This window comes from Rhizobium hidalgonense, assembly GCF_002914525.1.
Classification (GTDB): domain Bacteria; phylum Pseudomonadota; class Alphaproteobacteria; order Rhizobiales; family Rhizobiaceae; genus Rhizobium; species Rhizobium hidalgonense.
In genome coordinates this window covers 17132-30441 of sequence record NZ_LODW01000067.1, presented here as the reverse complement: position 1 = coordinate 30441, position 13310 = coordinate 17132, and the positions used below count along the sequence as shown (strand labels likewise).

The 13310-nt window shown below is 61.8% G+C and carries 12 protein-coding genes; 2 read left to right on the top strand and 10 right to left on the bottom strand.

All coding sequences use genetic code 11. The features are described from left to right. Positions 1 to 25 precede the first annotated feature (25 nt). Together ATY29_RS21700 and ATY29_RS21695 are read left to right on the top strand one after the other, a co-directional pair. Positions 26 to 814: a DUF2092 domain-containing protein gene (locus ATY29_RS21700; RefSeq protein ID WP_003566941.1), complete on the top strand. Its 789-nt coding sequence runs from the start codon at positions 26 to 28 to the stop codon at positions 812 to 814. After that, positions 811 to 1140, top strand: coding sequence for a hypothetical protein (locus ATY29_RS21695; protein WP_003566939.1), 330 nt, complete (start codon positions 811 to 813; stop codon positions 1138 to 1140). The genes ATY29_RS21700 and ATY29_RS21695 overlap by 4 nt, the downstream gene beginning before the upstream one ends. A 14-nt stretch (positions 1141 to 1154) precedes the next feature. On the opposite strand, the gene ATY29_RS21690 is transcribed toward ATY29_RS21695, so the two are convergent. The 10 genes from ATY29_RS21690 to ATY29_RS21645 form a co-directional block, all read right to left on the bottom strand. Then, positions 1155 to 4337: an efflux RND transporter permease subunit gene (locus ATY29_RS21690; RefSeq protein WP_003566937.1), complete on the bottom strand. Its 3183-nt coding sequence runs from the start codon at positions 4335 to 4337 to the stop codon at positions 1155 to 1157. Between the two features lie 41 nt (positions 4338 to 4378). Next, complete coding sequence (locus ATY29_RS21685; protein ID WP_097537298.1) at positions 4379 to 5575, bottom strand: efflux RND transporter periplasmic adaptor subunit; 1197 nt, start codon at positions 5573 to 5575, stop codon at positions 4379 to 4381. A 190-nt stretch (positions 5576 to 5765) separates the two neighbouring features. Then, entirely contained in the window at positions 5766 to 6530 is a 765-nt protein-coding gene (locus ATY29_RS21680) for a bestrophin-like domain (protein ID WP_173883750.1), read from the bottom strand. Positions 6531 to 6665: 135 nt separating this feature from the next. Continuing rightward, complete coding sequence (locus ATY29_RS21675; RefSeq protein WP_097537297.1) at positions 6666 to 7799, bottom strand: calcium:cation antiporter; 1134 nt, start codon at positions 7797 to 7799, stop codon at positions 6666 to 6668. Between the two features lie 225 nt (positions 7800 to 8024). Beyond that, the gene (locus ATY29_RS21670) at positions 8025 to 8732 is read right to left on the bottom strand and encodes an SDR family NAD(P)-dependent oxidoreductase (RefSeq protein ID WP_097537307.1); all 708 of its coding nucleotides are present in this window, start codon (positions 8730 to 8732) and stop codon (positions 8025 to 8027) included. A 272-nt stretch (positions 8733 to 9004) separates the two neighbouring features. Beyond that, positions 9005 to 9355 (bottom strand): ribbon-helix-helix domain-containing protein, encoded by a 351-nt coding sequence (locus tag ATY29_RS21665; RefSeq protein WP_097537296.1) that lies wholly within the window; start codon positions 9353 to 9355, stop codon positions 9005 to 9007. A gap of 24 nt (positions 9356 to 9379) precedes the next feature. After that, on the bottom strand, positions 9380 to 9976 hold the full coding sequence (locus ATY29_RS21660) for a DJ-1/PfpI family protein (protein WP_097537295.1): 597 nt from the start codon (positions 9974 to 9976) through the stop codon (positions 9380 to 9382). A gap of 88 nt (positions 9977 to 10064) precedes the next feature. Then, positions 10065 to 10457, bottom strand: coding sequence for a DUF779 domain-containing protein (locus ATY29_RS21655; RefSeq protein ID WP_003566923.1), 393 nt, complete (start codon positions 10455 to 10457; stop codon positions 10065 to 10067). Positions 10458 to 10657: 200 nt separating this feature from the next. Then, positions 10658 to 12166 carry an aldehyde dehydrogenase gene (gene adh / locus ATY29_RS21650; RefSeq protein WP_025417134.1) on the bottom strand — a complete coding sequence of 503 codons (1509 nt, stop codon included), beginning with the start codon at positions 12164 to 12166 and terminating at the stop codon, positions 10658 to 10660. Between the two features lie 168 nt (positions 12167 to 12334). Then, positions 12335 to 13294, bottom strand: a complete 960-nt coding sequence (locus ATY29_RS21645; protein WP_025417133.1) for a helix-turn-helix domain-containing protein — start codon at positions 13292 to 13294, stop codon at positions 12335 to 12337. Between the last annotated feature and the right edge of the window lie 16 nt (positions 13295 to 13310).

Sequence of the window (13310 nt, the reverse complement as noted above, 5' to 3'; positions counted from 1 at the left end):
GACGACACCAACGAAAGGCATTGCCATGTCATCGACTTTCTCTTTCCCGCGATTGAAGCGGATCCTCCTCTATGCTTCGCTTGCCGCCAGCCTCGCGCCGCCGACCAGCGCATGGGCGGATGATGCGAAAGCGCTTCTAAAGACGATGTCCGATTTTCTGTCGGCGCAGAAGACGATATCCTTCACCTACCAATCATCGCTCGAAGCGGTGACGCCCGCCTTCGAGAAACTCCAATTCGTCAGCTCGGGGACGGCCAACCTGACGCGGCCGGACAAGCTGCGCGTCACCAGGACCGGCGGCTTTGCCGACCTCGATGTGAGTTTCGACGGGTCGTCGCTGACGGTGCACGGCAAGAACCTCGACGCCTATGCCAAGGTCGATGGCAAGGGTTCGCTCGACGAGCTGATCGACAGGCTGATGACCGCCGGCGTTGAGGCTCCCGGCGCCGATCTGCTGTCCTCCAACGTCTATGACACGCTGATGTCCGATGTGACCGAGGCCAAACACATTTCCAGTGCTTTCGTGGATGGCGTCGAATGCGACTATCTGGCTTTCCGGACGCCCGAGATCGACTGGCAGATCTGGATACAAGCCGGCGCGCAACCCATACCGCGCCGATACGTCATCACCAGCAAACATGTCGTCCAGGCGCCGCAATACACGCTTGAGATCGGCGATTTCAAGAGTGGCGCAGATGTCGCGGCCGTTTCCTACAACATCGAGATTCCTGGCAGTGCGAAGACAGTCGATCTCAGCGAGCTGCAATCGCTCGATGAGCTTCCGGCGGCTGCCGATGCGGGAGAACCAAAATGACCTCCAACAAACTGCTGTTCGCTCTCGGCCTGGCCGGTGTTCTGACATTCACCGACTTTCGCGTCGAGGGCCAAGGTTCAATGCCGCTGTCGATCGGGTTTGCCACGCCGGCGGGCGCCGTCATCGGCAGGCCGTTGACGCCGCTTTCTTATGCGGGCGTTGCCCGCAGGACGACGCGACGGGTCGTCACGCGGACGGCGACGACAATTGCCGTGCTCCCGTCAGGGTGTCTCTACGGTCCCTATTATGGCGGCTATTATTATCGGTGCGGCGGCCTTTATTACGCCAAGAGCGGCAACGTCTATGTGCAGGTGATCGTACAGTAAGTGCTGCGATCGGCCTACCCGACTTTCGATACCTCGGCCTCCGCCATACTTGCGGGCTTGTTCGCGGTCGCGCCGCGCCGCTTCCAGTGTTCCTCGAGGCGCTGCAGCAGCACGTAGAAGGAGGGAACGAAGAGGATGGCGAGGCAGGTCGAGGCGATCATGCCGCTGAAGACCGATATGCCGATCGATTTGCGGGCCGATGCGCCGGCGCCCGTCGCCAGCACAAGCGGCAGGACGCCGAGAATGAAGGCGAAGGACGTCATCAGGATCGGCCGGAAGCGCAGGCGGGCGGCCTCCACGGCCGCCTCCAGGATTTCCATGCCTTCCGCCCGTTTTTCCCTCGCATATTCGACGATGAGGATAGCGTTCTTGGCTGCCAGCGCAATCAGCAGGATGAGGCCGATCTGCGTATAGAGATTGTTGGCCACACCTGCTGCCGTGAGTGCCGCCACCGTGCCGAGCAGGGCGAGCGGCACAGCAAAAATGACCGCCAGCGGCAGGATCCAGCTTTCATATTGGCCGGCGAGCACGAAATAGACGAGCAGCATGGCGAGCGCGAAGACGAAGTAGATCTGCCCGCCGACGGCCTTCTCCTGATAGGAGAGGGCCGTCCATTCGAAGCCGGTTCCCGCCGGCAATGTATGATCGGCGATCTGCTCCATGACCTCGAGCGACTGGCCGGAACTGAAACCGGCGGCCGGTCCGCCGACGATGGTGGCGGTGGGATAGAGATTGTAGAGGCTGATCAGCGAAGGGCCTTGCGTCGTGGTGACATCGACGACGGTGCCGAGCGGCACCATCGTCCCGTCGCCGGCCTTGACCTTCAGATTGCGGATGTCATCTGGGCTGACACGGAAATCGGATGCGGCTTGCGCATAGACCTGGAAGGTGCGGCCGAATTTGTTGAATTGTGTGACATAGCTCGATCCGACATAGCCGGAGAGGGCGGAGAAAACCTGCCCCACCGTAATTCCCAGCGTCTCCGCCTTGATGCGATCGACGGAGACCGCAAGCTGCGGCACGTTCGAGCGAAACGGCGTACTCAGCCTTTGCAGCGATGACTGGGCATTGCCATTCTTGACGATCGTATCGGCAAGCGATTGTAGCAGCGGATAGTCGGAGACGCCGTTGCGGAGCTCGACCTGCATGGTAAAGCCGTTGGCATTGCCGATGCCCTGGATCGGAGGCGGCACGACCACCAGCGTTTTTGCGGTTAGCACATGCTGCAGCGCGTCGTTCAGATGCTGATAGATTGACAGCAGGTCCTGTCCCTTCTGTTTGCCGCGCTCGTCCCAATCCTTGAGAATGACATAGGCGACGCCGGCATTCTGCAAGCTGGCATTGTTGTCGAGAACGGAAAGGCCGCTGATTGTCAGCACCTGATCGACTCCGGGCGCGGCTTCGGCGATTTTGCCGACCTCTTCCATCACGGCATCGGTCCGCTCCTTCGAGGCGCCGTCGGGCAACTGAGCGCTGATCAGCGCATAACCCTGATCCTCGATAGGCAGGAATGCGGTCGGCAGTCGCGACAGCCCCCAGATGGCGATGCCGATCAGCGCAAGTGCGGCGATCGCCATCATGCCGCTGTGGCGGGTCATCGATCCGATCAACCCGGCATAGTGGCGTTCGCCCCAATCATAGCCTCTGTTGAAGCCGCGGTAGAAGATGTTGCGTTTCTCGGGCGGCACCGGGGCTCGCAGCCAGAGGGCGCATTGCGTCGGCTTCAGCGTCACGGCATTGACGGCGCTGATCAGCGCGGTGGCGGCGATGACGAGCGCGAACTGCCGATAGAGCTGGCCGGTCAGGCCGGGCAGGAAGGCGGCCGGAATGAAAACGGCCATCAGCACCAGCGTGATGCCGATGACCGGGCCGAGCAGTTCCTCCATCGCCTTCTCGGCCGCCTTTCGGCCGGGCATGCCGGCCTCGATGTGCCGGGCGACGCCTTCAACGATGACGATGGCATCATCGACGACGATGCCGATGGCGAGAACGATGGCAAACAGCGTCGACAGGTTGACCGTGAAGCCCAGTGCCGCCATGGCCGCGAAGGCGCCAATGATGGTGACGGGAACGGTGGTCGCCGGCACGAGCATCGCCCGCCAATCCTGCAGGAAAACCAGAATGACGATGAGAACGAGCACGCCCGCTTCGATCAGGGTGACGTAGACCTCGTCGATGGAGGCCTTGACGAATTTCGTCGTGTCGAACGGCAGATGATATTCGAGGCCCGGCGGAAAACTCTTCGAGAGCTCCGCCATCTTCGTATTCACCGCCTGCGCCACGGCAATGGCGTTCGCCTCCGGCAGCTGGAAAATGCCGATGCCGGCGGCCGGGTGGCCGTTTTGCGTGAAGGATTGGCTGTAGGTCTGGGCGCCGAGCTCGACGCGGCCGATATCGCGGACGCGGGTGATGCGGCCGCCCTGTCCGCTTTCGACCTTGACGACGATGTTCTCGTAGTCGGTGGCCTCGTTCAGCCGGCCGTTGACATTCAGCGTGTATTGGAAGACCTGGCCTCTCGGCACCGGCGGAATGCCGATCTGGCCGGCGGTGACCTCCTGGCTCTGCAGCTGCACGACATTGACGACATCCTGCGGCGTCAGGCCGCGCGCCTGCAGCAGGTTCGGATCCATCCAGATCCGCATGGCATATTGGCCGGCACCGAACACCGTCACGTTGCCGACGCCGGGCAGGCGGGCAAGCTCGTTCTGCAGGTTGATGACGGCGTAGTTCGAGAGAAACAGGCTGTCATAACGGCTGTCGGGCGAGGTCAGCGTGACGAAACCGAGGATCGCCGTCGATTTCTTCTGGGTTGTCACGCCTTGAAGCTGCACCGCTTCGGGAAGCGACGACATTGCTATGGCGACGCGGTTCTGCACCAGAACCTGGGCCTGATCCGGATCCGTGCCGATGGCAAAGGTTACGGTCAGCGCATACGTGCCGTCGCTGGCGCTGGTCGACTGCATGTAGAGCATGTCCTGCACGCCGTTGACCTGCTGCTCGATCGGCAGGGCCACGGTGTCGATGAGGGTCTGTGCGCTGGCGCCGGGGAAGCGCGTCGTCACCTGCACCGTCGGCGGGACGACATTCGGATATTGCGCTACAGGCAGCTGGAACAGGGCGACCGCGCCGACGAGCACGAAGACCAATGCCAGGACGTTGGCGAGTACCGGCCGCTCGATGAAGAAACGCGAGATCATGCTGTTGTCCTCAGACGTTCAGATGAAGCGTGGTGGCGAATTCATTGCGTTGTGGTTTTGGTCTTGGCATCGCCGGCGGCATTGGCCGTCGGGTTCATTTCGATCTTCTCAGGCGTGACCTTGCTGCCGGGAACGGCTTGCTGAACACCTTGGACAACGATCCAGTCGGCCGGATCGAGACCGGACTCGATGACGCGGAGCTGACCTTCACGCTGGCCCGTCTTCACCCGCTTCTGTTCGATGACGTCATCCTTGCCGAGAGCGAGCACGTAGCTGCCCAGCTGGTTCGTTCCGATTGTATCGTCGCGCACCAGCAGGGCCTTGTCGTTGTGGCCGACCGGCACCCGAACCCGTACGAAAAGGCCGGGCAGCATGGCATGATCCTTGTTGTCGAACAGGGCGCGCACCTGAAGCGTGCCGGTGGAGGCATCGAGCTGAGGCGATACGTAGTCGAGATGTCCCTTGTGCGGGTAACCTTCCTCCGTCTGCAGGCCGATCTTCGCAGGTATGTTCGGAAGGTCCGTCTGCCTGAAAGTATGTCCCTGCTTTGCCAGGGTCTGCTTGATCATCAGCACCTGCGTTTCGCTGACGTTGAAATAGGCGTAAAGCGGATCGGTCTGGACGATGCTGGCGAGTTTGGTGGGGCCGGACACGCCGACCAGCGTGCCGATATCGACGAGGTGATCCGTGACGATGCCGTCGAAGGGAGCAAGCACCTCGGTATAGCCGAGGTTGATCGTCGCGAGTTCGACATTGGCCTGGGCGTTCAGAATGGCGGCATTCGCCTCGTCGAGCGTTGCCTTGGCGCTGTCGACCGCGGTCTGGGTGGTGACCTGTTGTTTCGACAAATTGACCTGCCGGTCATATTCCTGCTTTGCGCCGACCTGTGAGGCCTGCTGCGAGGCGAGCGATGCCTTGGCCTGATCCAGTTGCGCCTGGTAGGTGTCGCGCTCGATGCCGAAAAGCTTGGTGCCCTTCTTCACCAGCATGCCGTCCTGGTAGTCGATGGATTGGATATAGCCCTGGACGCGCGCCTCTATATCGACGGCATTGAGTGGCGCCGTATTGCCGGTGAGTTCGAAATAGAGCGTCACCGGCTGCTGGATCGGCTGCGCGATCCGAACTGCAGGCGGCGGAGGGGGAACGTAGCTGTTGCCGCTCTCCTCGCAGCCGGCGAGAATTGCCATGCCGGCAAATGTCACAAAAAGTCGCAGAGCCTGATGCAATCTCCCACGCATTGTCGCCGCCTCGACAGGTCAAGAGTCACAGTTTGCATGCGTGCCTCGACGGCGACCCCCAATCGGCCTGCCGAAGGTTCAAGGCATGCGATATTATGTCGCGGCATTCCAAAAAATTGCAATAGCCCTTGGGGCGCAATTGAACTGTTTGAGCCACGAAGACCCCGGGGCACGAGGGGTTCGTGGGCGGCTACGGTCTCCCGAGCCGTTCCATGGCGGATTGCAAGGGTGCGTCCGAAACGCGGACCAGCCCGATGTAGGGGTTGGCCATATCCGAGATCAGGAAGACCGCGCCCGCAACGGAAAGCGCGCAGACAAAGAGAATGGACAGCACCGTCGGGTTGGGCGGCGCCTGCAGGCCGAAGGTTGCAAAAAGCAGCGAGAGCCAACAGACGAGAACTGCCAGGAACGCCCCGGGCAGGCCCTCACTGCCGGATTCGACCAGCAGCCAGTGAGTTTCCGCCACCATGCCGCTGACATCGAGGGCGCGTGTCTGGAGAGCGTGCTGGACGGCATCTCTTGGCGACAGGGATCGAAGGTCACCCTGGACAGCCTCTATATCCTGATACTCCCCCAGCGCCTTGCCGGATGCCGCGTCGGTAGTCTCGGCAGTCCAGCCGCGGCTCAGCCGTCTTTCGATAAGTTGGCGCAGCAGCCGGCGCGCATTGTCGGTCTCCGGGCCGTATTGCGCCATGACGCGGTCCAGCAGGAGGACCCGCGCCGCCGCCGTTCTCATTTCCACTTCGGCATTGTCATAGGCCGATTTGGCGGACGCGATCAGCAGGCCGAGCGCCAAGGCCGACAGCGTTCCCACCACCGCGGTCGCGAGCCTGATGACATCCTTGGATTCCGAGCTGAGATGATGATCCGGCAAGCGGCCGCGCACCATCATTCCTATCGATGTTGCCGCCGACAGAAAAACAAATACAAGCCCGCCAAGCAACAGTGAGCTCAAGTCCGGTCTCCGTATCGTTACGTCAATCCAGCAAGCATTGCGATGCTTGCAGGTTGTGCAATTGCTGCTGTCATCATAGCGGAAGGTAGAGGGGGCGTGGAACTCTTTACTTTTCTGTTCTCGCGCCGGCGGACATCATTGCTGGAAAATGAGCAGCACGTAAGCCAGGAAAAGCACGAGATGCACGGCACCCTGCATCAGATGCGTGCGGCCGCTGGCAAAGGTGATGATGCTGACGGCGAGAGTGAGCACCAGCATCACCAGATCGCCGTGTTCCAGGCCGAGGGTGACCGGGTGCCCGTAAAGACGGCTAACGACCAGCATCGCCGGCACGGTCAGCCCGATCGTCGATAAGACCGAACCCAAAAAGATATTGACGGAGCGCTGAAGATTATCGGCGATGGATGCGCGCACGGCGCTGATCGCCTCGGGCGTCGCGACAAGGATGGCCATGACAACGCCGCCGAATGCGGTGGGCGCATGCAGGGTTTCGATAATGTAGTCGATCGGCCGTGCAAGCTGCTCGACCAGAAAGACGACCGGGCCCATATAGGCGAAGAGCAAAACGGTATGGGGCCAGAGCTGCCCGCGAGGGGGAGCGGGTTCGCCGGGATGCTGATCGTGGTTGCGATCGGTGGTGAAATAATCGTGATGGCGGCCGGCCTGGAGAGACAGGAATGTGGCATAAAGGCCGACCGATATGACGCCCAGTATCAGTTGTCTTGCTGCCGATGGATGCTGTCCGCCCGCGCCTGCAAGAAATGTCGGCATGACCAGACTGAGCGTCGCCAGCGGCACGATCACCCCGAGATAGGCGTTGGCGCCCTGCAGGTTATGCTGCTGCTCCGGCCACCGCCATGCGCCCAGCAGCAACGACAGGCCGACCATGCCGTTCAGAATGATCATGACGACTGCAAACAGCGTGTCGCGCGCAAGCGTCGGATTGTTTTCGCCGTGAAGCATGACGGCTGATATGGCCATCACCTCGATCGAGGTGATGGCAAGCGTCAGAATGAGCGTGCCGTAAGGCTCCTTCAGCCGCTCCGCCAGATGGTCTGCGTGCCGCACGACCGACAGAGCGGAGCCGAGCACCACGGCAAACAGCCAGCCGAAAACCACAGTGAACCAAAGTGGATCGGAGAGCTGTGCGAAGAGCTGTTCCTGGAAAGCAAGAAAGACCAAGCTCGTTGCGAGGCTGACGCCGAGGAACCATTCCTCGCGCAGCAGATCGGTGGCGCTGACGGCGTGCAATGCCGGACCGTCCGTCATCGAAACCACCCGCTTCCTGGCAAATGCCGCCGCAATGCGATCATCACCACCATAGGTCCGCCCGCTGTCTCCTGCCCACCATCTGAGCCGGCGGAGATGAGGCTGCCTTAAGGCGAACAGAAGCTCAAGTCAGATCGTATGTCGGGGACCAAAACTTGCAGATTCGTCGTTCACCGCCCACTGATCCGAGCAAAGGAGCGGCCGCAGATCACGCCGCGCCTTGCGTTATTCGCGCCCGGTTGCCGGGATCGCCGCGCCGGTGACGACGGCTGCGGCCGGTGAAATCAGGAAGGCGATGAGGCGGGCGATCGATTGAGGCGATACCCAGCCCTCCGTTTTCGCATTGGGCATGACGGCGCGATTCTCGGGCGTGTCGATCGTCCCGGGGAGGATGCAGTTGGCGGTGATGCGGTCGTCGCGGCATTCGGCAGCGAGCGCTTCGGTCAGCCGGATGACGGCGGCTTTCGAGGCGGCGTAAGCGGCCTGATTGGGGCCGGCCTTCAGGCCTGGTGCGGCAGCGACGTGAACGATGCGACCGTAACCTGATGCCTTCATCGTCGGGAGAACCGCGGCGCTGATCGTCAGCGCGGTGCGGGCGTTGGCGGTCATCATCGTCTCCCATTGGGCGGGAGCATCCGGACCGACCGGTCCCATCTGGAAGCCGCCGACGGTATTGACCAATGCGCTGACCCCGCCGAAGCGCTTGACGGCTCGGGCGACGGCGGCGGCGCAGGAGGCATAATCGGTGAGATCCGTCCCGGCGATCGACAAAAATTCCGTAGAGGCGGGAAGATCGCCGGCCAAGACTTCCAACTCCTGGCTCGAACGGTTCATGCAGACGAGTTTCGCGCCGCCGGCAGCCAACTCGCGGACGACGGCGCTGCCGAGATTGCCGCCGGCTCCCGTGACGATCACGGCTTTCTGCTCGTTCATCATCACAATCGTTCTCCTGACGGTGGTGTGTTGAGTGGTGCGGGCATAGTTGATCCAGTCTGCCCGGCAGCGCAAGCCCGCCGTCGCAAGCGGCTCAACTTTTCACAGAAGCGCAGAATCGGTCTAACCTTTTGTTTTTTTGTGCAAATCCCGAAAAAAGCGCTTCGCACTTTGCCTGGAATTGCTCCAGACAAAATCAGAGACCTTGCGGAACTCCCGCGGAGCGATCCGCGGGAGTTGCCCGTCAGTGCTTGGTCCTGCCAGACCGGCCTTCAGTGATACTTCGCCCCTTCTCGGCCAAGGATGACGGGTGCGTCCAGGTCTGAGATCGGACGGGCGACATCGGCCGGGATGTCGCCGGTAAGCTGCAGGTCGAGATAACGGGCGCAGCAGACGCGCAGGAAAGAGGTGAAGTTTCCGAGATCATGGCCGGCATCGATCGATTCATGATGCAGCCGGGTGATCAGCTGGACGACATTCATGCCGTCGCGACGGGCTATTTCTTCGAGCTTCGACCAGAAGAAATTCTCCAGCCTGACACTGGTGACCATGCCGTCGATGCGCAGCGACCGGGTGGTGCTTTCCCAAAGCCGTGCATCCGCCTTGATAAACAGTTCGCACATGTCGTTCTCCCGGTGCCAGCCTCCTCAGGCGGCGTTGATTTCGAGCAGGGCTGCCGCATCGAGCACGGCCATGAACTGACGCAGCCACGACGGGTGGGCCGGCCAGGCTGGCGCCGTGACCAGGTTGCCGTCCGAAACCGCGTCGCTGATTGATATGTCGGCATAGATGCCGCCTGCAAGCTCGACCTCAGGCCGGCAGGCCGGATAGGCAGAGCAGGTGCGGCCCTTCAGCACGCCGGCGGCGGCAAGCAGTTGTGCGCCGTGACAGATGGCGGCGACGGGTTTTCCGGCGTCGAAGAAATGCCGGACGGATTTGATGACGTCGGCATTGAGACGAAGATATTCGGGCGCGCGGCCGCCGGGAATGACGAGGGCATCGTAATCTTCGGCGCGCACGCTGTCGAAGGTGGCGTTCAACGCGAAATTATGACCGCGCTTTTCCGAATAGGTCTGGTCGCCCTCGAAATCATGGATGGCGGTGGCGACCGTCTCGCCGGCCTTCTTGCCGGGGCAGACGGCATCGACCGTATAGCCGCAGGCGAGCAGCGTCTGGAACGGCACCATCGTTTCGTAATCTTCGGTGAAATCACCGGTGATCATCAGGATCTTTGAGGCTGGCATCGTATCCTCCTTTGAAACCAACGGCTGGAGATTAGCAAACAGCGACAGGCAGAAGGTACTATGGGAATACTACAGGCGAAATTCCCGCTCAAAGCGGCCGGGCTCTCACATCCGGGACGGCGCAGGCCTCGCCGCCGCCGAAGAGGCGGGAGCGGGTGAGGAAGCGTTTCTCGCGGCCATTATCGAGCGAGAACATGCCGCCGCGGCCGGGCACGACATCGATGATCAGCTGGGTATGTTTCCACGCCTCGAACTGGCTGGCGCTGATATAGACCGGCACGCCGCCGATCTCGCCGAGTTTGACGTCGCTATCACCGACCATGAATTCATTAGCCGGATAACACATCGGCGAAGAGCCGTCGCAGCAGCCGCCGGACTGGTGGAAGAGGATATCGGGATGATCGCGCGTGATCTCTGCGATCAGCGCGAGTGCCGCGTCGGTCGCGAGCACACGCGGTTCGCCGTTGACGGTGGTTTCCATGGTTTTCCTCCGCACGTTTGGGGAAAGGGATTCCCCTCCCCAACCCTCCCCACAAGGGGGAGGGACTTAACTTATTGAAATGCCTCGCTCTAAAAGCGGCATATCGCCTTGCTGAGAGTTCGGCAAGGAAAGCTGGTGGAGCGGCATCGTCAGCCCCTCCCCCTTGTGGGGAGGGGTTTTAAACCTCTCCCATATCAGTCTCAGAAGAAGCCGAGCGCCTTCGGGCTGTAGCTCACCAGCATGTTCTTGGTCTGCTGGTAGTGCTCGAGCATCATCTTGTGGGTTTCACGGCCGATACCGGACTGCTTGTAGCCGCCGAAGGCGGCATGGGCCGGGTAGGCGTGGTAGCAATTGGTCCAGACGCGGCCGGCCTGGATCTCGCGGCCGAAGCGGTAGCAGCGATTGGCGTCGCGGCTCCAGACGCCGGCGCCGAGGCCGTAGAGCGTGTCGTTGGCGATTTCGAGCGCTTCCTTCTCGTTCTTGAAAGTCGTGACCGAAACCACCGGCCCGAAGATCTCCTCCTGGAACACACGCATCTTGTTGTGACCCTTGAAGATCGTCGGCTTGACGTAGTAGCCGTTCGCCAGGTCGCCGCCGAGATCGTTGCGCGTGCCGCCGGTCAGCACCTCGGCGCCTTCTTGCTTGCCGATGTCGAGATAGGCGAGGATCTTTTCCAGCTGCTCCGTCGAGGCCTGGGCGCCGATCATCGTCGCGCTGTCGAGCGGATTGCCCTGCTTGATCGCTTCGACGCGTTTGACGGCCTTTTCCATGAAGCGGTCATAGATCGATTCCTGGACGAGGGCGCGGCTCGGGCAGGTGCAGACTTCGCCCTGGTTCAAGGCAAACATCGCAAAGCCTTCGAGCGCCTTGTCGAGGAAATCGTCATCCTCGGCCATCACATCGGCGAAGAAGATGTTCGGCGATTTGCCGCCGAGTTCCAGCGTCACCGGAATGAGGTTCTGGCTGGCATATTGCATGATCAGCCGGCCGGTCGTCGTCTCGCCGGTGAAGGCGATCTTGGCAACGCGGGGGCTGGTCGCCAGCGGCTTGCCGGCCTCGAGGCCGAAACCGTTGACGATGTTGAGCACGCCGGGCGGCAGGAGATCGCCGACCAATTCGGCCCAGAGCAGGATCGAAGCCGGGGTCTGCTCGGCAGGCTTGAGGACGACACAGTTGCCGGCGGCAAGTGCCGGCGCCAGCTTCCAGGTGGCCATCAGGATCGGGAAGTTCCACGGAATGATCTGGCCGACGACGCCGAGCGGTTCGTGGAAGTGATAGGCGACAGTATCGTGGTCGATCTCGCCGATCGACCCTTCCTGGGCGCGGATGCAGGAAGCGAAGTAGCGGAAGTGGTCGATCGCCAGCGGAATGTCTGCCGCCATGGTCTCGCGGATCGGCTTGCCGTTGTCCCAGGTTTCGGCCTGGGCGAGCAATTCCAGCTTGTCTTCCATGCGCTGGGCGATCTTCATCAGGATATTGGAGCGTTCGGCAGCCGAGGTGCGGCCCCATTTTTCCTTGGCCGCATGGGCGGCGTCGAGCGCCAGATTGATGTCCTTTTCATTGGAACGGGGAATGTCGCAGAGCTTGCCGCCGGTGACGGGCGTCAGGTTTTCGAAATATTTGCCTTCGACCGGCTCGCGCCATTCGCCGCCGATATAATTGCCGTATTTCAGCTTGAACGGCGACTCGACGATTTTCTGATGAAGCATGTCATCCTCCCATGATGATCCAGGTTCCAAGTGAACCAGTGGGAGGAAAATGTGCATGTTTTGACGAAGGGAATAGGGGCCGGCATCAATACCGCAGCGCACACTGTCGCAGCTATGCGACAGATCGCATAAGGACCGCAGTTGTCGGCGGAACCTTCGGCCGCTTCGTCAATGCAGGTCGAACTTCTTCATCTTCCGGTGCAGGGTGGCGCGGCTGATGCCGAGCGCGACGGCTGCCTGCGAGACGTTGCCGCTGGTGCGCGACAGTGCCCGCAGCAAGGCTGCCTTTTCCGCTTCGATAATCTCTTCCTGCTGTGAGACACCAGCTTCATGCAGCGCATCGGCGGCCGGAATGCCGGCGGCAATCCGCTTGTCGTCCAGCTGCAGCGCGATGCGGGCGGCCCGTGTCGCGCCGAGCACGAGGTCGTGCCGGTCGACGGCAAGCAGGGCGGCGGCGGAATTGGCGCCGGCCGGGACCATCAGAAAGCGGGCGCCTGTGAAGGCCGAACGGAAGAGGTTGAGTTCGATACGCATCGCCGCATCGCGCACGGTCTGCGTCAGGATCGCCAAGGTCATCTCGTTGACGTCTTCACGGCAGGTGGAGATGTCGAGGGCTGCGGCCAGCCGGCCACGATGATCGCGGATCGGCGCGGTCGTGCAGCTGAGGCTGGTATTCGAGCAGAAAAAATGCTGGTCGCGGAAGATGGCGACGGCGCGCTCGTCGGCAAGTGCGGTGCCGATGCCGTTGGTGCCGATGCTTGCCTCGGTCCAGACCGAGCCGGTCCAGAGGCCGAGTTCGTGAAATTCCTTGTCGTCGCCGGCAGCCCCACGGCGTTCCAAGGCGATGCCGTTCTTGTCGGTCAGAAGCAGGCAGCAGCCGGCCTTGCCAACGGTGTTAAAGAGGCGATCGAGTTCTTCCGTCGCGCTGGCGATCAGCTGCCCGGACTGCTCGCGGGCACGGCGGAATTCCTCGTCGGTCAGGCGCAGCGGCGCCCGTTCATCCTCGGGGGCGAGCTGGTGCATGGTCATGCATCGCCGCCAGGAGGCGACCACCGGCGAACTGGCGGCAGCGGAATCGCGCTGGGCGGACGTGTAGACATGCTCGGCATGTGCAGAGTGTTCGTGCATCGGCTCCTCCCACCGA